The sequence below is a fragment of the Frigoribacterium sp. PhB107 genome, assembly GCF_003751515.1.
In the GTDB taxonomy this organism is placed as follows: Bacteria; Actinomycetota; Actinomycetes; order Actinomycetales; family Microbacteriaceae; genus Frigoribacterium.
In genome coordinates this window covers 141666-162780 of the sequence record NZ_RJKU01000001.1, presented here as the reverse complement: position 1 = coordinate 162780, position 21115 = coordinate 141666, and the positions used below count along the sequence as shown (strand labels likewise).

Genomic DNA, 21115 nt, shown 5'->3' with positions numbered 1-21115 from the left:
GGTGGCTCCCGAGGAGTAGGGCGGCGAGGAGGGCGCGCGACTCTGGGCGCACTCTCAGCTTACGACGCCGAAGAGCCCCGCCCGGCCTGCCCGGGCACATCGACCTCGATCGTCGCGGCGGCGATGCCGGCGACGAGGGCGTCGGCCCCGAGCGCGCCGTCGGACGAGCCGACGACGTCGGCGAGCGGCAGCACGAGGGGCACGCGACGCCCGTCGACGACGACCCACGTGCGGAGGGACCCCGGGCCGGCCGCCGCCTCCGGCGTCGCGGTCGCCAGCTCGTCGAGCCACTCGCACTCGGTCTCGATCCAGCGGGTGTGCACGGACGGCTCGGCGCCGTCCGCTCCCCCGCCGTCCGTCCCCGTCTCGGTGTCGGCGACGACGCCCGTGAAGGCCGGGTCGTCGACGAGGAGGCGGTGGAAGCGCGCGGTCGTCGCGGGCCCCTCGACGACGAGGCCGTCCAGGGCGCGGCGTGCGCGGCTCAGGGCCGCCGCACGGTCCCGGCCCGTCACGACGACCGTGAGGAGGAGCGGGTCGCGGCCCGCCGGGACGACCGAGCCCACGACGACGCCCGAGTCGACCCGCACGCCCGGTCCGCCCGGCAGCTCGAGGCGGGCCACCGGGGCCGGTGCCGGCAGGAACCCGCGACCGGCGTCCTCCGCCGTGACGCGGAACGAGATCGTGTGGCCACGGCTCTCGGGCACGTCGGCGAGGTCGAGCCCGAGCCCGCCCGCCACCAGCAGCTGCTGCCGCACCAGGTCGACGCCCGTGGCCTGCTCGGTGGCGACGTGCTCGAGCGGCAGGGCGGTGCCCACCTCGAGGAACGAGACCTGGCCTGCACGCGACACGAGGAACTCGACGGTGCCGGCGCCGCGGTACGAGACCGCCGAGCCCAGGGCGACGGACGTGGAGGTGACGACTTCGAGCTGCTCGTCGGTCAGGTACGGAGCCGGTGCCTCGCCGACGAGCTTCTGGTGCCGGCGCTGCACCGAGCACTCGCGGGTGCCGACCACCACGACCCGTCCCTCCCCGTCGCCCAGCAGCTGGGCCTCGACGTGGCGCGGCCGGTCGAGGTACTGCTCGACGAAGACCTCTCCGCGGCCGAAGACGGCGGCCGACTCGCGCACGGCGGAGTCGAGCAGGTCGGCGACCTCGTCGAGCCGGCGAGCGATCCGCAGCCCCAGCCCGCCGCCTCCGTGGGCCGCCTTGAGCGCGATCGGCAGCCCGTGCCGCTGGGCGAACGCGACCGCCTCGTCCGCCGAGGCGATCGGCTCGGAGGTGCCGACGACGAGGGGCGCGCCGACGGAGTCCGCGAGGGCCCGCGCCGAGACCTTGTCGCCGAGCAGCTCCATCGTCTCGGGGTCGGGTCCGACCCAGGTGAGGCCTGCGGCGAGCACCCGACGCGCGAACTCGGCGTTCTCGCTGAGCGGGCCGCAGCCGGGGTGCACCGCGTCGGCGCCGCTCCGATAGGCGACGTCGAGCAGCGCCTGCATGTCGCGGTACGCGTCGGTGCCCGGCAGCTCGTCGAGGGCCCAGGCCTCATCGGCGGCACGCACGTGCAGGGCGTCGACGTCGTCGGCGGCGAACACCGCGACGGAGGGCAGGTCGAGGTCGGCGGCGGCCCTCGCGACGCGCACCGCCACGAGCCCCCGCTCGGCGATCAGGAGCTTCCTCACTGCTCGACGCCCCGTTCGTCTGCGGCACGCTCGTCGACCCGTGCGTCGCGCCGGCCGCCGCGTCGACCCGCGCCGAGGTCGGGCCCGGGGACGACGCGGAACCGCACGCTCGCCCCGACGGGCACCTGCGCGGCACGGTCGAGCTGGTCTCCGACGACGCACGCGACGACCGGGTAGCCGCCCGTGACGGGGTGGTCGGCCATGAAGAGCACGGGCTGGCCGTCGGGCGGGACCTGCAGGGCACCCGAGACGGTCGCCTCGCTCGGCAGCTCGTGCTCGACCGCACGCTCGAGGGGGTGCTCGCCCGCCAGGCGGAGCCCGATCCGGTTCGACTGCGCCGTGACCGTGAACCGTTGGCCCGTGAGGCGCTCGAGCGCCTCGGGGGTGAACCAGTCGTCGCGCGGTCCGAGCACGACGTCGAGCAGGGTGACCTCGTCCGGGGCGGAGACCGAGCGCTGGGCGTCGTGGGCCGAGGCCGCGACGCTCTCGGACCAGGCACGTCCGACGCCGAGCTCGTCGCCGGCGGCCAGCCGGCCGGGGCCGATGCGCGCCAGGACGTCGCCCGACGCGCTGTCGAGCACGCTCTCGGCCTCCCAGCCGCCGCGGACGGCGAGGTACGAGTAGACGCCCCGAGGAGGCGCCCCCACGACGAGCACCTCGCCGTCGTCGAGCGCGAACGCGGCCCCGGGGACCGCGTGGCGGACGCCGCTCGCGCCGTGCACCGTCAACGGGACGGGCGCGCCCGCCACGGCGAGCACGAGGTCTCCGCGCGCCGTCGCCTCCAGCCCGCCGTAGGCCAGCTCGAGCGCGGCCGAGCCCGTCGCCGCGCCGACCAGGCGGTTGGCCTCGCGGAGCGCACGGTGGTCCATGGCGCCCGAGCGCGAGACGCCGAGGCCCGAACGGCCGGGCCGCCCCAGGTCCTCGAGGATGCTGAAGGGGCCAGGCGCCGAGACGACGAGCGCACGGTCGGGGTGCGGGCGGTCGACGGGCGGCGGCGCCACGGGCACGGGGTCGGCGGACACCGGCTCGGCGGGCGAGGGCGAGGGCGCGGGTCGGGACGACGCGGGCGCGGGCTCCCCGAACTCCGGAGTCGCCGCCTCCTCGACTGCGGGGGGACCCTCCGTGACGTCGACGAAGCGGACGCGCATCCCCGGCTGCAGCAGCGCCGGGACGCGCTCGGCGAGGTCCCAGAGGGCGACGTCGGTGTGCCCGAGCAGCTGCCACCCGCCGGGGCTCTCGCGCGGGTAGACCCCGGTGAACTCCCCCGCCATGGCGACCGCCCCGGCGGGCACCGAGGTGCGGGGCGTCGCGCGCCGAGGGACGGCGAGGGACGGGTCGCCGCCCGTGAGGTACGCGAAGCCCGGCGCGAAGCCCGTGAAGGCGACGGTGTAGGTGGCACCGGCGTGCCGGTCGACGACCTCGTCGATGCTGAGCCCGCTCAGCCGGGCGACCTCGGCCAGGTCCTCGCCGTCGTACTCGACGGGGATCTCCACGAGCCGGCCCTGCGTCGCCGCGTCGCGCGACGTCGGCAGCGACCGGAGCACGCTCATCAGGGAGGCGATGGGCAGCAGCGTGGGCAGGAACCGCACCGCGACGCTCCGTGCGGCCGGCACGACGTCGAGGATGCCCGCCACGGGCTGGGCGAGCAGGGCGCCGAAGAGGGCGAGCGACTCGTCGAGTCCGTCGGTCTCGATCAGCACGCCGTCCGTGCCGAGCGGCAGCACCCGGAGGTGCCGGAGCGCGGCCCCGAGATCGACCTCGTGGCCGGTCACCGGGTGGTCGTCCCGGGGTCGAGCGGCGTCGACGAGGACGAGGGCGTCGCGGGGGTGCCGGCCGCCTGCGGGACCGTCACGAACGGGCGGAGGACGACCCCTGCCTCCTCGAGGGCGCTGCGCACCCCGACGGCGATCGCGACGGCGTCCGGGCTGTCGCCGTGCACGCAGACCGTGTCGGCCCGCAGCTCGACGACGGTGCCGTCGACGGCGCGCACCGTGCCGGTCTCGACAAGCTGGAGGACGCGGTCGCGGACCTCGCCGGCGTCGTGCATCACGGCCCCGGGGCGGCTGCGGGGCACGAGCGCGCCGGTCGCGTCGTAGGCGCGGTCGGCGAAGGCCTCGGCGACGACGTGGAGGCCCTCCTGCCCGGCACGGCGGAGGAACGCGGAGCCGGCGAGCCCGACGACGGGCAGGGCCGGGTCGATCCGCAGGATGCCCTCGAGCACGGCGCCGGCGTGGACGGCGCCCCGGCCGTCGGCGTCCGCGACGACCGAGTAGAGCGCGCCGTGCGGTTTGACGTAGCGGACGGCCCCGCCGACAGCCCGGGAGAGGCCCGTCAGCGCGCCGATCTGCCAGACGACGTCCGCGACGAGCTCGTCGTGCGACGCCTCGACGTAGCGGCGGCCGAAACCGACGAGGTCGCGGTACGAGACGTGCGCCCCGACGACGACCCCGCGACGGTGGGCCGCGTCGACGACGCGCAGCAGGCCGGCCGGGTCGCCCGCGTGGAACCCGCAGGCGACGTTCGCGCTCGTCACGACGTCGAGCAGGGCGTCGTCGTCGCCGAGCGTCCAGCGGCCGAAGCCCTCGCCGAGGTCGGCGTTGAGGTCGATCGTGGTCATGCGGCGCCTCCCCTCGGCGGTCGTCGTGCGGCTGTCGTGCGGTGGTCGGCTCGTGGGCCGATCGTCCACGGTACCGGGCCGGCGCGGGGAGGACGCCGGGCGGGAGGCGCAGCGGCGGCCCCGAGGACGTGCGGCCGCCGTGCGGGCGGGTCTGCTAGGAGGCGCGGCGCACGGCGAGCGCGCTCGCCACGAGCGGCACCTGCAGCGGCAGGCGGACGACGGTGACGACCCGTCGGGCCGTCCCGGCGCGGCTGCTCCGGAGCGCCCGCAGGGCCATCGACACGTTCGCCGGGAACACGGCGACGAAGAGCGCCGCCGCGAGGGCGCCGCCCGCCCGTCGCGTCGTCGTCGAGAGCAGGGCGCCGGCGACGACGACCTCGGCGACGCCGGAGCTCGTCGTCCACAGGCGGGCCGGGCCGGGCATGCTGCGCGGCACGACGGCGTCGTAGGCGCTCGGGCGCAGGAGGTGCAGGAGGCCGGAGACGCCGCAGGCGGCAGCGAGGAGGAGCGCCGTGCGGCGGACGGAGGCGGTGCGGGCGTGGCGGGTGCGTCGGGTGCTCATGTGGTCCATCCTGCTCGCCCGCGCCTCCTCGGCGGGTCCGACCCGGCCGAGGGGAGGTCAGACGGCGCGGCGGACGCCCCGGCTCATGATCGCGGAGGTGAGCGCCTCGACCGGCTCGCGCGGTGCGGCGGGGTTCGCCACGAGCACGTAGTCGACGTCGCCGAGGGCGGGCAGCGAGAAGCGGTCGCTGACCTTGACGAGGTCGGTGGGGATGAGCGAGAAGGGGAACACGGCGACGCCCATGCCCGCCCGCACCGCCGCGAGCACCCCGTTCACGTCGCGCGTGTTGCAGGTGATGCGCCAGGTGCGCCCGCTCGCCTCGAGGGCACCGATCGCGAGCTGACGACTGAGGCTCGGCGCCTGGTAGGCGATCAGGGGCACTGGCCTACCCGCCTCGACCTGCAGCTTCTCCTGCCCGATCCAGACCATCGTGTCGCCGGCGACCCGGCGACCCTCGTCGGACTCGCCCGCCGTCTGCTTCACGAAGATCAGGTCGAGGTGGCCGGAGGCGAGCCGGCGTCGCAGGGGACCGCTCTGGTTCACCGTCAGCTCGAGGTCGACGTCGGGGTGCAGCTGCCGGAAGTGCCGGAGGATGCGCGGCAGCTGCGTGATGGCGAGGTCGTCCGCGGCGCCGAAGCGCAGGCGGCCGCGCATGGCCGAGCCGCTGAACCAGCTCTCGGCCGCGGAGTGCGCCGCGAGGATCGTGCGGGCGAAGCCGGCCATCGCGTCGCCGTTGTCGGTGAGGCGCACGTCACGGGTGTCCCGCACCACGAGGGTGCGGCCCGCCGCCTTCTCGAGCCGGCCGACGTGCTGGCTGACCGTCGGCTGGCTGATGCCGAGACGGAGGCCCGCGGCCGTGAAGCTGCGCGTCTCCGCGACGGCGAGGAACGTCGTGAGCAGGGCAGGGTCGAACACGATGGGGCCTCCTCCCGTCGGGTCATTCGATGATCGCATGACAGTGATTCACACCATAGGGGGTCCGAATGATGCCGACGGCCTTACCGTCGAGGGACGAGGAGGCGCGGCTCACCACCGCGAGGCCCCTCGCCCCCTCCCCCGGCGGCCGCGACCGCCCCGGGCCGCCCACCAGCGCAGGAACGCCGATGTCCTCACCGTCCACCGCCAGCACTCCCGTCGTCGACCCCGCCGCCTCCTTCCCCGCCACCGCCCCGCTGCCCGTCGCGACGCAGCGCCCGCCGTGGCGACACACCTTCATCGCGCTGAGCGTGCCGAACTTCCGGCTCTGGACGGTCGGCAACTTCGTGGCCATGACCGCCGGCTGGATGCAGCGCATCGCCCAGGACTGGCTCGTTCTCGAGCTGACCGGCAGCGCGACGGCCGTCGGCGTCACGGTGGCGATGCAGTTCGCGCCGATGCTCTTCTTCGGCCTGCTCGGCGGCGTGCTCGTCGACCGGTTCTCGAAGCGGGCGCTGATGGTCGTCACCCAGAGCGTCTTCGCGGTGCTGAGCATCGGGCTCGCCGTGCTGACCCTGACCGGCGTCGTCGAGGCCTGGCACGTGTTCGCCATCGCCTTCGCGACCGGCCTGGTGACCGTGGTCGACAACCCGGCCCGCCAGGTGATCGTGAGCGAGCTCGTCGGCCAGCGCCACCTCCGCAACGCCATCAGCGTCAACTCGAGCGTGTTCCAGCTCGGCGGCATGATCGGCCCCGCCGTCAGCGGCGTGCTGCTGCTCGCGGTCGGAGCCGGGTGGGCCTTCGCCGTGAACGGCGTCGCCTGCCTGCTCGTGGTCGGCATGCTCGGCCTGCTCCGCACCTCCCAGATGACCCGCACCGCACCGGCTCCCCGGTCGCGCGGCCAGCTGCGCGAGGGCCTCGCGTACGCCCGGGCGAAACCGACCATCCTCGTGCCGGTCGTGCTCGTCGCCTCCTACGCCGTGTTCGGCCTGACGATGCCCGTGCTGCTCGCGTCGTACGCCGACGAGGTCTTCGACGTGGGCGCCGGCGGCTACGGGCTCTTCAACTCGATGATCGCGGTGGGAGCCCTGACGGGGGCTCTGCTCTCGACCCGGCGTGCCACGATCCGGTTGCGCACGCTCGTCGTGGGCCTGCTCGTCACCGGCCTGCTGCAGGCGGGCGCCGGGGTCGTCGGAGGTGCCGCCGGCGTCGTGCCGTTCGCCCTCGTGCTCGTCTCGGTCGGGTTGGCGTCGCTGCTGTTCCTCACATCGGCGAACCAGCTGGTGCAGCTGTCGAGCAACATCGGCATCCGAGGCCGGGTGATGTCGCTCTACGTGCTCGTGCTGCTCGGCGGCCAGGCCGTCGGCGGCCCGCTGATGGGCGGGATCGTCGAGCTGCTCGGCACGCCGACGGCCATGGTGATCTCCGGCGGCGTGCCGGCGGTCGTCGCCGGCGTCACGGCCCTCGTGCTCGCGCGGCGGGGACAGCTCACGCTGCAGATGCGCGTGCGGCGGCACCTGCCCGTGGTCGAGATCGCGGCGCGCTAGGCGCAGTCGCGGCTCAGACGGCCGCGCTGCGACCGGGCGAGCCGAACCGGATCGACACGTCCACCCGCCACGCCTTGGGCTCCCCCGCCACGTGGGTGGTGCCCACGAAGCGCAGCCGTTCCCCCGCCGCGAGGCTGAGCTGGCCGTGCACGTCGAGCGACTCGCCGAGCCAGAACGAGATGTCGTGCTCGTCGAGAAGGTCGTCGTCGACCGTGACGCCGAAGCTGGCTCCGTCGAACTTGAGGGGCACGTCGCGGAACTCGAGCCGCGGGGCGTCGTCCGACCAGTCGGCCACCTCGGGCACCCGGGCCGCGACGATGGTCGCGTCGACCACCCCGTCCGAGCCCATGGTCACCGAGGAGGCGCGCAGGTCGATCCCGAGGTCGTCGCCGTCGATCCGGAAGCGGTTCTCCACGGGACCCACGCTAGCGGCGCCTCCTCGTCCCGTCACCTGCGATCTCTGCGGCAGCGGCTGCTGCGGCTGCGGCTGCGGCTGCGGCTGCGTTCGGTCGAGGGCGGGTGATCCGGGTCGAGGGCGGGTCCGCGGCGACCCGCCCTCGACCCGGAATGCCCGCCCTCGGCGATCTGGAGTGCGGCCGGAATGCGGGAGGCGGTGCATGCGTTGGCATCGAACATGACGAAGCGCATCGGGTTCCTCTCGTTCGGCCACTACCAGGACGTGCCGGGCTCCCGGACGCCCACCGCCCGGGAGGCGCTGGTCCAGTCGATCGAGCTGGCGGTCGCCGCCGAGGAGATCGGCATCGACAGCGCCTCCGTGCGCGTGCACCACTTCGCGAAGCAGCTGGCCAGCCCGTTCCCGCTGCTGGCCGCCATGGCCGCGCGCACGAGCCGCATCGAGCTCGGCACCGGCATCATCGACATGCGCTACGAGAACCCGCTCTCGATGGCCGAGCAGGCCGCGGCCGCCGACCTGATCAGCGCCGGGCGGCTGCAGCTCGGCGTGAGCCGGGGATCACCCGAGACCTCGCTGCGCGGCTGGGAGGCGTTCGGCCACGTGCCCGAGGACGGCGAGACCGACGCCGACATGGCCCGGCGCCACACCGACCTCTTCCGCCGCGCGATCGACGGCGATGCCGTCGCGCAGAGCGACCCGCGCATGACCGGCTGGTCGAGCCCGCTGGCGATCGAACCGCGGTCGCCGGGGCTCGGCGAGCGCATCTGGTGGGGCTCCGGCACCCGGGCGACCGCGCAGTGGACGGGCGAGCAGGGCATGAACCTGATGAGCAGCACCCTGCTCACCGAGGACACCGGCGTGCCGTTCGACGAGCTGCAGGCGGAGCAGATCGCAGTGTTCCGGGCGGCGTGGGCTGCCGCCGGGCACGCCCGCGAGCCGCGCGTCGCCGTCAGCCGCAGCGTCATCCCGATCACGACCGACGAGGACGTCCGGTACTTCGGCGTCCGGGCGCAGGCCGACTCGCAGGACCAGGTCGGCATGCTCGACGGCGTCCAGTCGCGCTTCGGCAAGAGCTACGTCGGCGAGCCCGACGTCATCGCCCGCCAGCTGGCCGACGACGCGGCCGTGCAGGCGGCCGACACCGTGCACCTCACCGTGCCGAACCAGCTCGGCGTCGACTACAACGCGCGCCTGCTGCGCACCGTGGCCGAGCACGTCGCCCCGGCGATCGGGTGGGTGCCGGCGTTCGGTCGGGCGACCAGCGCCTCCTGAGGCGAGCCGCGCCTCCTCGTGCCGTCGCCGCCTCGCGGCCTGTAGACATGTCTGCATGAACACGGACCTCGACGAGGCGGCCCTCCGCGCGTACCGCAGCACCCAGACCGAGCCCGACGACTTCGACGACTTCTGGCGCCGGACCCTCGCCGAGGCACGCGAGCACGACCTCGACGTCCAGGCGGAGCCGGTCGACACCGGTCTCGCGACGGTCGACGTGCTCGACGTGTCGTTCCGCGGGGCCGACGGTCAGCGCGTGCGCGCCTGGCTGCGGGTGCCTGCCGGCGCCGCCGCCTCCGGCGAGCTCTTGCCCACCGTCGTCGAGTTCGTCGGCTACGGGGGCGGCCGAGGCCACGCCCAGCAGAACCTGTTCTGGGCCTCCGCCGGCTTCGCGCACCTGCAGATGGACACGCGCGGCCAGGGCTCGCTCTGGAGCACGGGCGACACGGCCGACTCCGGGGGCTCGGGCCCCGCCGCCGACGGCGTGATGACCCGCGGGATCGACAGCGCCGAGAGCTACTACTACCGCCGCGTGTACACGGACGGGGTGCGCGCCGTCGAGGCCGCTCGGTCGCTCGACGTCGTCGACGCCGACCGCGTCGCCGTGCTCGGCACCAGCCAGGGAGGCGGCATCACGCTGGCCGTCGCCGGTCTCGTCGAGGGGCTGGTCGCCGCGGTGCCGCGGGTGCCGTTCCTCTGCGACTTCCGCCGCGCCTCCGTCATCACCGACAGCGACCCCTACAAGCAGATCGGGCGCTACCTGGCGGTGCACCGCCACCGCGCCGAGCAGGTGCACGAGGTGCTGTCGTACTTCGACGGGGTCAACTTCGCCAAGCGGGCCACGGCGCCCGCGCTGTTCTCGACGGCGCTGATGGACGCGACCTGCCCGCCGTCGACGGTGTTCGGCGCGTTCCACGCGTACGGCGGCGAGGCGGATATCACCGTCTGGCCGTACAACGGGCACGAGGGCGGCGGGGTCGAGGACGACCTCGAGGCGCTCGCGATGCTGCGTGGGGCGTTCGGGCTCTAGCTGCACCGCGCCGCGTCCGGGGGTGCGGATCGCACCGGGCCTAGAGGCGTTCCTCGTGGCGCAGGGGCCTCACGTGGTCGGGAGCATCGGACGCGGGCGGGTACTCGGCGGTGAACCAGCCCTCGTAGCCGAACAGGAAACCGAACAGCCGGTTGTGCACCTCGAGCGAGATGCGGAACACGTCGGCGTCGTCGTCCCACCGCTCGCGGAGCGACGCCGTGCCCGAGGCGAGCATCGGGAACCGGAACGCCGCCCGCCCCTCGTAGAAGCGCTGCGCGTGCGAGGTGAGGTGCAGCGAGCCGTCGTCCTCGACGCGGAGGTCGAGGTCGACCGCGAGGTGCTGGTGCGTGCCGAGGTAGTCGACGACGGTGCCGCGCCCCGGGTCGAGCACCATGGTCGCGTCGAAACGGCTCACCGCCCGGCGCCTCGGCGCGCGATATTCGCGCACGAAAGTCACCGTCTCGCGTCCGAACGGGTCGACGTACGGCCAGTTCTCGATGCGGAACGGCACGTCGCGGCCGACGTCGGCGATGAGGATGTTCCGCAGGCGGCCGATCTGCAGGAAGGGCACCGTCCACCAGGGGCCGCGCCGCACCTCCGTCATGACGCCCGTGCCCACGCAGCCGCGGCCGTCCGCGACGGAGACCCCGAAGCGCTCCTGGAGGCGCGGGTGCAGCCGGTCGAAGTGGTCGCCGAGCGCGGCACGGAAGACCGAGCCGGTCGTCGGCCCGCCGGTGCGAGAGAGCGGCGTCCGACGCGGGCGCGGGCGCGGGGAGCGGGCGAACGGGGCGGTCACGGTGCCTCCAGGGTCGAGAGGGTCGTCGGGGCGTCGGCCAGGGCTCCCCGGCGCGGGGCGGTCGTGCCGCAGCGGGACGCCCGCGGACGGTCCGCGCGCCAGAACGCCAGCACCGACGCGAGCGGCCACGCCTCGGGCGGCGTGCCCGTCTCGGCCCAGATCCGCAGCCGGTCGAACGACCACGCCGTCATCCACAGCACGACGGGCCGCAGGAGGCGGTCGGCGGCTCGCCCGAGACCGGGCTCGTAGTCGTAGCCGGTGACGAACCGCACGCCGCCGCCGACCGGGACGTAGCGCCAGTAGCCGCGGCCCCCACGGAGCGGCGACAGGCGGTCGGCGGTGTCGAACCGCAGGGCGGAGGTGCGGGTGCCGTCCGGTCGCTCTCGCTCGCCGAGCGAGGTGCCGGTCCCGGTGATCACGTGGCCGGGCATCGACCGCTCGTAGCGGAAGCGCCAGCCGCCGCCCGGCAGGTCGGCCACGCGCACGATGCGGCTGAAGCGGAGGTCCCAGCGGACGTGCTCCTCCGGGGTCTGCGTGAGCTCCCAGACGCGCTCCAGGGGGGCGCGGATCGTCGTCTCGACCCAGAGGGGCGCACCGGCCCGGCCGCGGGGCGGCCGCGCGGGCCGGTCTCGTCTGCTCACGGCCCGAGTCTGGCGCGGACGACGGCGACGGACCAGCCCCCGAGGAGGGCTGGCCCGCAGTGACGCGCACGGGAGCCGAGCAGCACGCGGCTGCTCGGCTCCCGAGGTGCGACGGACCCGGCTCAGCCGATCGGCGTCGGGTCGGTCGGCAGCGGCGGCACCGGCAGCGAGCCGCGGATCTGGTTCTGCGCCTGGCACTGGCTCGTGCAGTTCGTGGCGCCGGCGCTCAGCTCGATCGCGTCCTCGCCGAGCACTCCCCCGAGGCGGCCGCCCGACTGGACGACCCACTTCGTGACGGTGCCGGTCTGCAGGGTCTTCGTCGCGACCTGGGGGCTGTCCTTGCCGAGCAGCATCTGGTGCGCTCCGGCACCCGAGGTGACGGGGTCGACGCCGTCGCCGAAATTGACCTTGCCCGTGTACTGGTTGGCGAAGTAGAACAGGCCGGCGCCGAGGGTGTGCGTGAACTCGACGGGTGCGCCGAACTCGGACTCCATCTGGAAGATGCCGCCCTGGGCGCCGTCCTTCGCCTGGATCTTGAAGGTCCCGCCCGCGGAGCTGAAGAGCACGACGAGGGTGTCGTCCTTGACCTCGAGCCTCGTGATCGTCGCCCCGGCGAGCTGAGCCGCCGTGAGGGTCGGCACCTTCGAGGCGAACACGACGGTCGGCTTGGTGACCATGCGCTGCGTGTCCGGCGCGCCGGTCAGCGTGTAGTCGTAGACGCCCAGGGTCGCGACGTCGATGTCGAAGCCGTTGTTGACGCCCCGCACCGCGATGCGGCCGGAGGGGACGATCCCGCTGACCTTGACGCTCTTGCCGGGCGCCGGGTCGTAGGTCGTGCTGCCGATCGTGACGCGGTAGTCGCCGCCCGCGCTGGTCTTGCCGGAGGCGCTGGCCGGGCTGGCCGAGAGGGCCAGCGACCCGGCGACGACAGCCGCGACGAGGACCGCCGAGCGGAGCTGACGGGCCGTGCGGCCGAGAGATGTGGTGGTGGTCATGGCGGGCTCCTCGTGGAGGGTGGACGGCCCGTCCCCCGGGCCTGCGACCACTTTCGCCGCGGGCGTCCCGGCACACCATCGGACCTTGGTACTAGTACCCGTGGTCGCGCGCCCAGAGCGCGGCGCTCGTCCGGTCGGCGACGCCGATCCGGCGGAAGACGCTGCCGACGTGCGCCTTGACCGTGCGCTCGCTGATGCCGAGCTCGGTCCCGATCTGCTTGTTCGCGAGGCCGCGGGCGACGAGGCGCAGCACCTCGGCTTCGCGACCGGAGACGAGCGGGGCCGGATCGGGATCGGGGGCCGGTGTGGACGTCGCCGGCGTGCGCGTCGGGCCGTCCGGCGTCGACCTGTCCGGCAGCAGCGCCCTGGCCGCGCGCGGGTCGAGGGGCGCGCCGCCCGCCGCCGCCGCCCGGACGCCGGCCACGACGCTCGCGGGCTCGGCGTCCTTGAGCAGGTAGCCGACGGCCCCGGCGGCCAGCGCCTCCCGGACCGAGGAGGCGTCGGGCACGGACGTCAGGACCACGACGTGCACGCTCGGGTCGGCCGCCACGACGCGGCGGGTCGCCTCCACGCCGCCGATGCCGGGCATGGAGAGGTCCATGAGCACGACGTCCGGCCGGTGCAGGGCGGCCGCGGCGACTCCTCGCTCGCCGTCCGCCGCCTCCTCGACCACCACGATCCCCTCGGCCTGGTCGACGAGCGACCGGAGCCCCTGTCGGACCAGCGGGTGGTCGTCGACCACGAGGACGCGGATCACGACCGGCTCCCGGGGACGCCCGCGGCGGCCGCGCTCGCCACGGCGGACGCCGGCAGGGTGAGGCGCCACCGCGAGCCCCGGCCGGGCGCGGTCCGCAGGTCGAGGCCCGCGCCTCCTGCGCTCGCGACGTCGGCGAGCACCCGCAGGCCGAAGTGGTCGGGCTCGGGGCGGGTCAGCAGCTCGGGGTCGAACCCCGCGCCGTCGTCGGCGATCGTGACGACGACGCCGCCCTCGTCAGGCTGCGCTGCAGTGACCGACACGACGGAAGCGCGGGCGTGGGCCACGACGTTGGCCAGGCACTCCTGCACCACCCGGAACACCAGCCGCTGGCCCTCGTCGTCCAGCGCCGAGGCCGCGTCGGCCTCGAGCACGACGGCGACCCCGCGCGACCGCACGCCCGCCGCGAGGTCGTCGAGCGCCGGGCCGATGCCCGCTCTCGCGAGGTTCGGCGGGTAGATGTCGACGAGCAGCGAGCGCAGGCCCCCGACGCTGCCGCGCAGCGCGCCGGCCACCCGGTCGAGCCCGTCGGCCGTGGTGACGTCGCCGCGCGCCCGGGCCGAGCCGGACTCGGCCGAGACCGCGAGCGAGGCGCCCACGAGGTCCTGCACCACGCCGTCGTGCAGCGCCCCCGCGATGCGGCGTCGCTCGGCGGCGCTCGCGTCGAGCGCGCGCTCGAGCAACGCCTCGCGCTGGACCCTGGCCCGGTCGAGTGCCCGCAGCAGCTGCCGCAGCACGGGCAGCAGGAGCAGCACGACGAGCACGATGCTGCCGATCGTGATTCCCGCGAACCCGGCGAACAGCTGGCCGCTGCGCTGCAGCACCTCGTCGTAGCGGAAGTACACCTCGAACAGCAGCGTCTGCCCGCCCGGCGTCTCGACGGCCCGGTAGGCCTCGAGCAGCTTGCCGCGGTCGCGCTCGTACTCGTTCTCGGGGGCGGTGAGGTCGCTGACCTCGGCCTCGACGCCCGCCGCCCCTCCGGCGAGCGCCTCGAGGTCGTCCTCGTCGAGGGTGAACCGGCGGTCGTTCAGCGCGGGCTCGTCGGACCAGACGACGCGGCCGGTGTCGTCCCAGATCTTGACGCGGACGATGCTCGAGCTGAGCACGTGGTCGCGGACCTCGTCGTCCATGGCGCGACGCGCCTCCTCGTCCCCGTCGACCAGCGCGTCGGTGAGGGCAGGCTCGACGATCGCGTCGGCGATGCGGTCCGCCCGGTCCGCGGCGTCGCGGACCGACTCGGCCTCAGCGAGGCCGCGGGCGGCGAAGAGGGCGGCGACCGCGACCGCGACGATGACGAGCACCGAGACGACGGCGACCCAGGCGACGACCCCGGAGGGGCGGGGGTCCGCGGCGGAGGCGGGCGTGCGGTCGACGGGCCGGGCGACGGTCGTCCAGTGCGGGACGGCACCGCTGCCGCCCTCCCCCCGAGGTGTGCTCATGTGCACATCCTCGCCGATGTCGGCCCCGACGGAACACGCACGGAGCCCGCGTCGTTGACTGGGGGCATGAAGTCGATCACCTACACCGAGACCGGTCCGTCGTCCGTCCTGCACCTCGTCGAGCGCGAGGTGCCCGAGCCGGGGGCCGGCGAGGTGCGCGTGCGCGTCGTCGCGTCGGGCGTGAACCCGACCGACTGGAAGTCGCGCACGGGCGAGACGAGCGGGGGCGACGTGCCGTTCCCCGTGATCGTGCCGAACCAGGACGGCTCGGGCGTCGTGGACGCCGTCGGCGAGGGCGTGGACGACCTCGCGGTCGGCGACCGGGTCTGGTCGTTCATCTCGGCGAACGGGCACGCGACCGGCACCGCCCAGGAGTACACGGTGCTGCCGCGGTCGCGCGTCGTCCCGCTGCCCGAGGGCGCCTCGTTCGACCTGGGCGCGAGCCTCGGCGTGCCGGCCATGACCGCGCACCGAGCCCTCACCGTGCACGAGGACGGGCCGTCGCGGCTGTCGCCCGGCGCGCTCGACGGCGTGACCGTGCTCGTCTCGGGCGGGGCCGGGGCCGTCGGCCACGCCGCGATCCAGCTCGCCGCCTGGGCGGGTGCCACCGTCGTCACGACGATCTCGAGCGACGAGAAGGCCGCGCTCGCCCGGGCGGCCGGTGCGCACCACGTCGTGAACTACAAGGAGCAGGACGCCGCCGCCGAGATCCGCCGCATCGCGCCCGACGGCGTGCAGATCGTCGTCGAGGTGTCGATCCGGCAGAACGCGGAGCTGGTCGCGGCGGTCGTCTCGACCCGCGCCTCCGTCGCGATCTACGCCAACGACGGCGGCGACACGGTCGAGCTGCCGCTCCGCGCGAACATGGGCACCAACACGCGCTACCAGTTCGTGCTGCTCTACACGGTGGGCGAGGAAGCGCTGCAGGCGGCTGCCGAGGACGTCACCGCGGCCGTCCGCGACGGCGCCCTGCCGGTCGGCGAGGAGGCAGGACTGCCGCTGCACCGCTACTCGCTCGAGCAGACGGCCGCGGCCCACGACGCCGTCGAGGGCGGGGTCACCGGCAAGGTGCTGATCGACGTCGCCCAGGGCTGAGGTCGGGCGGAGGGGGCGGGCTAGGCTCGGCGGATGCCTGCCCCTGCTCCGCTCAGCCCCGTGCAGGCCGAGGCCCTGCGTACGGGCACGGTCCCTCCGCTCGAGGAGGTGCGGCACGGCGTCTGGTCGCTGACCTCGCCGGCCACCTCCTCCGTCGCCGACTTCTCGTACGGCTACCTCGTCGAGGGCTCCGACGGGCGGCTGACGCTGATCGACCCGGGCTGGCCCTCCCCCGACGCCGTCGACCGGCTCGACGCCGCCCTGCACGAGATCGACCACCGGCTGGACGACGTCGACCTGATCGTGGCCACCCACCTGCACGTCGACCACCTCGGGGCGGCCGACGCCGTCCGACGCGCCACGGGCGCCCGCCTCGCGATGCACCCCGCCGAGCAGCGCGCGCTCGCCAGCCGGGCCGATGACGCGGTCGCGGCCGACGCGGACCTCGTGCGCTGGCAGGTGCCGGCCGAGGCGCAGGAGGCGCTGGTCGCCTCGTGGGGCTCAGGCCGCCTCCTCGTCGACGTCGTCCCCGACCTGCTGCTCGACGACGGCGACGAGCTGCCGGTCGCGGGGCGTCGTCTTCGCGCGGTGCACACGCCCGGCCACACGTCGGGGCACCTCTGCCTGGTCGAGCCCGAGCAGCGGCTGATCTTCACGGGCGACCACGTGCTGCCGACGATCAACCCGGGGATCGGCCTCGGCGGCCGCACCGCCGCCGACCCGCTCGACGACGTGCTCGCCTCGCTTGCTCGCGTCGTCGAGCTCGACCGGCCGGGCGCCGACGCACTCGAGGTCTGCCCCGGCCACGAGTACCGGTTCGTCGGGCTCACGGAGCGGGCGGAGACGCTCGTCGCGCACCGCGAGGAGCGCACCCGAGACGCCCTGGGCGCCCTCGACGGGCTGCTCGGCGGTGCCGACGGCGCCGACGGCCACGCAGCCCGCCGCGGCTCGAGCGCGGCACCGTCGGTCTGGCAGGTCGCCGAGGCCATGACGGGCTGGCGCGGCGGGCTCCGGTCGATGAGCGGCCTGCCGCTCGCGTCGGCCCTGGCGCAGACCGAGTGGCACCTGCGCGCGGCGGGCCGCGCCGGCGACCTCGCGAGCTGACCGCCGCCGCGCGGCCCGGCGGCGGCGCGATCCGGCCGCCGTGCCACCCTGCACGACATCGCACCGGGTTCCGTACACTGCACCGCGTCTAGACCCGGTGCAGTGTACGGAACCCGGTGCAGTGCGCAGCCTCGCGCCTGCGAGCAGACTCGAGCGATGACGCCGTCCTCCGACACGAGCCCGTCCGCCGCTGCAGGCGTCCCCACCGCCGCCGACCCGGTCGCGCCGATGCTCGCTAAGGCGGTCACGAGCGTGCCCGACGCCGACAGCGTCGGGGGCGGCCTGTCGTACGAGCCGAAGTGGGACGGCTTCCGCGGCCTCGTCTACTGGGACGGCGAGCAGCTCGAGATCGGCAGCCGCGGCTCGAAGCCGCTGACGCGGTACTTCCCCGAGCTCGTCGAGGCCCTCGGCGAGCGCCTGCCCGGGCCCTGCGTGCTCGACGGCGAGATCGTCCTGCGCCGCGGCGACCACGGCGGCGAACGCCTCGACTGGGACGCCCTGTCGCAGCGGATCCACCCGGCGGCCTCGCGTGTGGCCAAGCTCTCGGTCGAGACCCCCGCCTCCTTCGTGGCCTTCGACCTGCTCGCGGAGGGCGAGGAGAGCCTGCTCGACCGGCCCTTCGGCGAGCGCCGTGCCGCGCTCGAGCGCTTGCTCGACGGGGCGGCCGCTCCCCTGCACCTCAGCCGGACGACGACCGACGCCGACGTCGCCCGTCGGTGGCTCGTCGAGTTCGAGGGGGCAGGGCTCGACGGCGTCGTGGCCAAGCCGCTCGCCGCCTCCTACCTGCCCGGGAAGCGGACGATGCTCAAGGTCAAGCACCACCGCACGGCCGACTGCGTGGTGCTCGGCTACCGGGTGCACAAGAGCGGTCGGGGCGTGGGGTCGCTGCTGCTGGGGCTGCACGACTCCGCGGGCGAGCTGCGGAACGTGGGAGGCGCCTCCGCGTTCTCGGACGCCCGCCGCCTCGAGCTCGTCGACGAGCTCGCCGACCTGGTGCGGCGCGACGACGACGGAGGCGTCGCGCACGCCGAGACGGACCGCAGCCGCTTCTCGTCGGGGAAGGACGTCTCGTACGTGCCGCTGAGACCCGAGCGCGTCGTGGAGGTGCGCTACGACCAGATGGAGGGCGCGAGGTTCCGGCACACGGTGCAGGTCGAGCGCTGGCGCGACGACCGCGAGGCCGCGTCGTGCGGCTTCGACCAGCTCGAGGTGCCGGCGGCGTACGACCTCGGCGAGGTGCTCGTCCGGCCCTGACCACGCCGAGGGCGGGTCGCCTGCGTCGAGGGCGGGTCGCAGCGGACCCGCCCTCGACGACGACCCGCCCTCGAGGTGCCAGCCTCGCGGCGCCTCCTATGGCTGCTTCCTGGCCCTGCTGGGCTGCACGCGGGGCGGCTCCCCCGGCATCTTCGGGAAGTCGGGCGGGAACGGCAGCTCGCCGAGTCCCGCCTCGACGTCGCGCTCCCACCACGAGAGCAGCTCGTCCACGGTGCCGGGCTCGTCGTGCATCCGCTCCCACGGGTCGCCGGTCGCGGCGAGGCGGTCCGGCACGGTGAGGACGGTGAACGCCGACGGGTCGACGCCGTCGAGCTCGCTCCAGTCGAGGGGCGTGGACACGGAGGCGGCGGCCAGCGCCCGGGGAGACCAGGCGCCCGCCATGGTGCGGTCGCGGTTCGCCTGGTTGTAGTCGACGAAGATCCGCTGCCCGCGCTCCTCCTTCCACCAGTTCGTGGTGACCGTCTCGGGGAGGCGTCGTTCGAGCTCGCGCGCGGCCGCGATGACGGCGTGCCGCACGTCGAGGAACTCGCGGGTCGGCTCGATCGGGGCGAAGACGTGCAGGCCGCGGTTGCCGCTCGTCTTGACGAACGCGGCGAGGCCCGCGTCGGCGAGCACCCGGCGGAGCTCGTGCGCGACTGGCACCGCGTCGTCGACGTCGGTGCCCGGCTGGGGGTCGAGGTCGATGCGGAGCTGGTCGGGCAGGTCGCTGGCGTCGGCCCGGGACGCCCAGGGGTGGAACACCACCGTGTTCATCTGCGCGGCCCAGACCGCGGCGGCGGGCTCGTCGATCACGAGCTGGGGGTGCGAGCGGCCGCTGGGGTAGGTCACCTCGACGCTGCGGACGAACTCGGGGGCTCCCTTCGGCGGGTTCTTCGAGAAGTAGTCGTCTCCGTCGACCCCGGCGGGGAACCGCTGCAGCGACACGGGTCGGCCGCCGTTCGCCCGGACGAACGCGTCGCCCACGGTCGCGAGGTACCGGGCGAGGTCGAGCTTCGTGATCCCCAGGTCGGGCCAGAGCACCCGCCCCGGGCTCGAGATCCGGACCTCGCGGTCGTCCACCTGCAGCATCGTCGCCTCGCTCGCCATGCCTCACCGTATGCCCGGGGGCGGCGGACGGGCCGTGCCGGCCACGGCGAGTACGCTCGGGCAGTGACCTCACCCCTCCGCATCGCGCTCGTCTCGCTCCACACCTCGCCGGGGGCCGAGCCGGGATCGGGCGACGTCGGGGGCATGAACGTCGTCGTCCGCAACCAGGCGGAGGCGCTCGGCGCGGCGGGCCACGAGGTCGAGATCCTGACGCGACGGTCCTCCCCCGACGAACCCGAGGCCGTCGAGCTGGCGCCGGGCGTCGTGCTCCGGTTCCTCACCGCAGGGCCGGTCGAGGCCGTGCCGAAGGGCCGGCACGAGGAGTTCGTCGACGAGTTCCGCGAGCGTCTGGCCGAGCTCGGCCCCTGGGACGCGATCCACTCCCACCACTGGTTCAGCGGCGTCGCCGCGCTGCCGATCGCACGGCAGCGCGGGATCCCCCACGTGCAGAGCTTCCACTCGATCGCGGCGGCGGACAGCACTCCCCTCTCGCACGGCGAGCGCGCCGAGTCGCCCGGCCGGCTCGCCGGCGAGGCGATGCTCGCCCGGGAGTCCGACGCCGTGGTGGCCATCAGCCACGCCGAGGCCGAGACCGTCACGAGCCGACTCGGCGGCGACCCGGCCCGGGTCGCGATCGTGCTGCCGGGCGTGGACGCCGAGCTGTTCCGCCCTCTCGCCGCGGGCGAGACGGCCTCGCACCCCACCGTCGTCGTCGCCGGTCGGCTGGAGCCGCTCAAGGGCCCTGACCTCGCCATCGAGGCCGTGGCCGCGGTGCCTGCCGAGCTGCGACCCGAGCTCGTGATCGCAGGAGGCGCCTCCACGGAGTTCGCCGGCTACGAGCGCGACCTGGCCGCGCTCGCCGACCAGTCGGGGCTCGACGTCCGGTTCCTCGGCCCGCAGACCCGCCCCGGCCTCGCGAGCCTGCTCCGCGAGGCCCGCCTCGTGCTCGTGCCGTCGCACTCCGAGACGTACGGGCTGATCGCCCTCGAGGCGGCGGCCAGCGGGGTCCCCGTGGTCGCCGCCTCCTCGGGGGGCCTCCGCGAGTCCGTCGTCGACGGCGTGACCGGCGTGGTGCTCGACTCGCGCGACCCCGCCGTCTGGGGCGAGACGGTGACCCGGCTGCTCGGGGACGGCGAGCTGTGGGGGCGACTGGCACGCGCCTCCCGCGAGCGCGCTCTCGAGCACCCGTGGTCGCTGTCGGCAGCCGAGCTGTCCGACGTGTACTGCCGGCTCGTCGGCAGCGACCCCTGCCGCGCGCTCGCCGCCGCGGGCGGGCGTCGCTGACCCTCGGGAACGAGACGGGCCGGCGGCCGCGCCGATCTCGTCCCCAGCGCCCGCGTCTAGGCTCGGCCGGGGCGACGACGCCCGCTCGACCTGACACACCGGAGGCACCATGACCGACGACACGCTGCTGCGCACCCTCGCCGAGCAGGAGGAGCGCCTCACCTTCCGCAGGTTCACCACGGACACGGCACTCGACCTCGGCGCCCACGTGCTCGCCGGTGCTCGCCGTCGCGGCCTGCCCGTCACGATCGCGGTCCTCAAGGGCCGTCAGCGGGTGTTCCACGCGGCGCTGCCCGGCACCTCCCTCGACAACGACGAGTGGCTCGACCGCAAGGCCCGCGTCGTCGAGCGCTACGGGAAGAGCTCCTGGCGGGTCGGCGAGCAGTTCCGCGTCGACGGCTCGACGTTCGACGAGAAGTCCCGGCTCGAGACCGCGCTCTACGCGGCGCACGGCGGGGTGTTCCCCGTGATCGTCCGCGGCGTCGGCATGGTCGGCTCCGTCGGCGTCTCGGGCCTGCCCCAGGCCGACGACCACGCGCTCGTCGTCGAGCTCGTCGAGGACTTCCTCGACCACGGCTACGACAGCTGACCCGCCGGGCCGCCCCGCGACCC

Annotated in this window: 20 protein-coding genes; 8 read left to right on the top strand and 12 right to left on the bottom strand. The window is 75.0% G+C overall.

Going from position 1 to position 21115, the window contains the following annotated elements:
• Positions 1–59: 59 nt before the first annotated feature.
• From EDF18_RS00645 to EDF18_RS00625, 5 genes are all read right to left on the bottom strand, one after another.
• Positions 60–1676 carry a biotin carboxylase N-terminal domain-containing protein gene (locus EDF18_RS00645; protein WP_123545510.1) on the bottom strand — a complete coding sequence of 539 codons (1617 nt, stop codon included), beginning with the start codon at positions 1674–1676 and terminating at the stop codon, positions 60–62.
• Entirely contained in the window at positions 1673–3448 is a 1776-nt protein-coding gene (gene pxpB, locus EDF18_RS00640; protein ID WP_123545508.1) for a 5-oxoprolinase subunit PxpB, read from the bottom strand. The genes EDF18_RS00645 and pxpB overlap by 4 nt, the downstream gene beginning before the upstream one ends.
• Positions 3445–4293 (bottom strand): LamB/YcsF family protein, encoded by an 849-nt coding sequence (locus tag EDF18_RS00635; protein ID WP_123545506.1) that lies wholly within the window; start codon positions 4291–4293, stop codon positions 3445–3447. The genes pxpB and EDF18_RS00635 overlap by 4 nt, the downstream gene beginning before the upstream one ends.
• 154 nt (positions 4294–4447) lie before the next feature.
• The gene (locus tag EDF18_RS00630) at positions 4448–4855 is read right to left on the bottom strand and encodes a hypothetical protein (RefSeq protein WP_123547182.1); all 408 of its coding nucleotides are present in this window, start codon (positions 4853–4855) and stop codon (positions 4448–4450) included.
• Positions 4856–4912: 57 nt separating this feature from the next.
• Entirely contained in the window at positions 4913–5770 is an 858-nt protein-coding gene (locus tag EDF18_RS00625) for a LysR substrate-binding domain-containing protein (protein WP_123545504.1), read from the bottom strand.
• A gap of 188 nt (positions 5771–5958) precedes the next feature.
• Here EDF18_RS00625 and EDF18_RS00620 point away from each other — a divergent pair, with 188 nt between their 5' ends.
• On the top strand, positions 5959–7317 hold the full coding sequence (locus EDF18_RS00620; RefSeq protein WP_123545502.1) for an MFS transporter: 1359 nt from the start codon (positions 5959–5961) through the stop codon (positions 7315–7317).
• 13 nt (positions 7318–7330) lie between these two features.
• Here the strand turns inward: EDF18_RS00620 and EDF18_RS00615 are convergent, their stop codons facing one another.
• A complete protein-coding gene (locus EDF18_RS00615) occupies positions 7331–7732 on the bottom strand; it encodes a hypothetical protein (RefSeq protein WP_123545499.1) in 402 nt (133 codons plus the stop codon).
• A gap of 219 nt (positions 7733–7951) precedes the next feature.
• On the opposite strand from EDF18_RS00615, the gene EDF18_RS00610 reads away from it, so the two are divergent.
• Both EDF18_RS00610 and EDF18_RS00605 read left to right on the top strand, forming a co-directional pair.
• The gene (locus EDF18_RS00610; RefSeq protein WP_123545497.1) at positions 7952–9004 is read left to right on the top strand and encodes an LLM class flavin-dependent oxidoreductase; all 1053 of its coding nucleotides are present in this window, start codon (positions 7952–7954) and stop codon (positions 9002–9004) included.
• 55 nt (positions 9005–9059) lie between these two features.
• The gene (locus EDF18_RS00605) at positions 9060–10034 is read left to right on the top strand and encodes an acetylxylan esterase (RefSeq protein WP_123545495.1); all 975 of its coding nucleotides are present in this window, start codon (positions 9060–9062) and stop codon (positions 10032–10034) included.
• A gap of 40 nt (positions 10035–10074) precedes the next feature.
• Here EDF18_RS00605 and EDF18_RS00600 read toward each other — a convergent pair whose 3' ends face one another.
• The 5 genes from EDF18_RS00600 to EDF18_RS00580 all read right to left on the bottom strand — a co-directional run bounded on the left by EDF18_RS00600 (position 10075) and on the right by EDF18_RS00580 (position 14659).
• Positions 10075–10830 carry a DUF4166 domain-containing protein gene (locus tag EDF18_RS00600; RefSeq protein WP_123545493.1) on the bottom strand — a complete coding sequence of 252 codons (756 nt, stop codon included), beginning with the start codon at positions 10828–10830 and terminating at the stop codon, positions 10075–10077.
• Entirely contained in the window at positions 10827–11471 is a 645-nt protein-coding gene (locus tag EDF18_RS00595; protein ID WP_123545491.1) for an SRPBCC family protein, read from the bottom strand. The genes EDF18_RS00600 and EDF18_RS00595 overlap by 4 nt, the downstream gene beginning before the upstream one ends.
• A 122-nt stretch (positions 11472–11593) precedes the next feature.
• The gene (locus EDF18_RS00590) at positions 11594–12466 is read right to left on the bottom strand and encodes a hypothetical protein (RefSeq protein ID WP_123545489.1); all 873 of its coding nucleotides are present in this window, start codon (positions 12464–12466) and stop codon (positions 11594–11596) included.
• Between the two features lie 91 nt (positions 12467–12557).
• Complete coding sequence (locus EDF18_RS00585) at positions 12558–13223, bottom strand: response regulator transcription factor (RefSeq protein WP_123547181.1); 666 nt, start codon at positions 13221–13223, stop codon at positions 12558–12560.
• Complete coding sequence (locus tag EDF18_RS00580) at positions 13220–14659, bottom strand: sensor histidine kinase (RefSeq protein WP_123545487.1); 1440 nt, start codon at positions 14657–14659, stop codon at positions 13220–13222. The genes EDF18_RS00585 and EDF18_RS00580 overlap by 4 nt, the downstream gene beginning before the upstream one ends.
• A gap of 66 nt (positions 14660–14725) precedes the next feature.
• Between EDF18_RS00580 and EDF18_RS00575 the strand changes: the two genes are divergently transcribed.
• The 3 genes from EDF18_RS00575 (at position 14726) to EDF18_RS00565 (ending at position 18112) form a co-directional block, all read left to right on the top strand.
• Complete coding sequence (locus EDF18_RS00575; protein WP_123545485.1) at positions 14726–15754, top strand: NADPH:quinone reductase; 1029 nt, start codon at positions 14726–14728, stop codon at positions 15752–15754.
• Between the two features lie 33 nt (positions 15755–15787).
• Entirely contained in the window at positions 15788–16858 is a 1071-nt protein-coding gene (locus EDF18_RS00570; protein WP_123545483.1) for an MBL fold metallo-hydrolase, read from the top strand.
• A gap of 156 nt (positions 16859–17014) precedes the next feature.
• Positions 17015–18112 (top strand): ATP-dependent DNA ligase, encoded by a 1098-nt coding sequence (locus EDF18_RS00565; RefSeq protein ID WP_255416164.1) that lies wholly within the window; start codon positions 17015–17017, stop codon positions 18110–18112.
• Between the two features lie 96 nt (positions 18113–18208).
• On the opposite strand, the gene ligD is transcribed toward EDF18_RS00565, so the two are convergent.
• A complete protein-coding gene (ligD, locus tag EDF18_RS00560; RefSeq protein ID WP_123545481.1) occupies positions 18209–19219 on the bottom strand; it encodes a non-homologous end-joining DNA ligase in 1011 nt (336 codons plus the stop codon).
• A 63-nt stretch (positions 19220–19282) separates the two neighbouring features.
• Between ligD and EDF18_RS00555 the strand changes: the two genes are divergently transcribed.
• Both EDF18_RS00555 and EDF18_RS00550 read left to right on the top strand, forming a co-directional pair.
• Positions 19283–20503 (top strand): glycosyltransferase, encoded by a 1221-nt coding sequence (locus EDF18_RS00555; protein WP_233568919.1) that lies wholly within the window; start codon positions 19283–19285, stop codon positions 20501–20503.
• Positions 20504–20612: 109 nt separating this feature from the next.
• Entirely contained in the window at positions 20613–21092 is a 480-nt protein-coding gene (locus EDF18_RS00550; protein ID WP_123545479.1) for a heme-degrading domain-containing protein, read from the top strand.
• Positions 21093–21115: the final 23 nt, after the last annotated feature.

Coding starts and splice junctions, on each gene's coding strand:
- EDF18_RS00635 (WP_123545506.1), bottom strand. CDS start 4,293: ATGACCACGATCGACCTCAACGCCGACCTCGGCGAGGGCTTCGGCCGC.
- EDF18_RS00630 (WP_123547182.1), bottom strand. CDS start 4,855: ATGAGCACCCGACGCACCCGCCACGCCCGCACCGCCTCCGTCCGCCGC.
- EDF18_RS00620 (WP_123545502.1), top strand. CDS start 5,959: ATGTCCTCACCGTCCACCGCCAGCACTCCCGTCGTCGACCCCGCCGCC.
- EDF18_RS00610 (WP_123545497.1), top strand. CDS start 7,952: ATGACGAAGCGCATCGGGTTCCTCTCGTTCGGCCACTACCAGGACGTG.
- EDF18_RS00605 (WP_123545495.1), top strand. CDS start 9,060: ATGAACACGGACCTCGACGAGGCGGCCCTCCGCGCGTACCGCAGCACC.
- EDF18_RS00590 (WP_123545489.1), bottom strand. CDS start 12,466: ATGACCACCACCACATCTCTCGGCCGCACGGCCCGTCAGCTCCGCTCG.
- EDF18_RS00580 (WP_123545487.1), bottom strand. CDS start 14,659: ATGAGCACACCTCGGGGGGAGGGCGGCAGCGGTGCCGTCCCGCACTGG.
- EDF18_RS00575 (WP_123545485.1), top strand. CDS start 14,726: ATGAAGTCGATCACCTACACCGAGACCGGTCCGTCGTCCGTCCTGCAC.
- EDF18_RS00570 (WP_123545483.1), top strand. CDS start 15,788: ATGCCTGCCCCTGCTCCGCTCAGCCCCGTGCAGGCCGAGGCCCTGCGT.
- EDF18_RS00565 (WP_255416164.1), top strand. CDS start 17,015: ATGACGCCGTCCTCCGACACGAGCCCGTCCGCCGCTGCAGGCGTCCCC.
- ligD (WP_123545481.1), bottom strand. CDS start 19,219: ATGGCGAGCGAGGCGACGATGCTGCAGGTGGACGACCGCGAGGTCCGG.
- EDF18_RS00550 (WP_123545479.1), top strand. CDS start 20,613: ATGACCGACGACACGCTGCTGCGCACCCTCGCCGAGCAGGAGGAGCGC.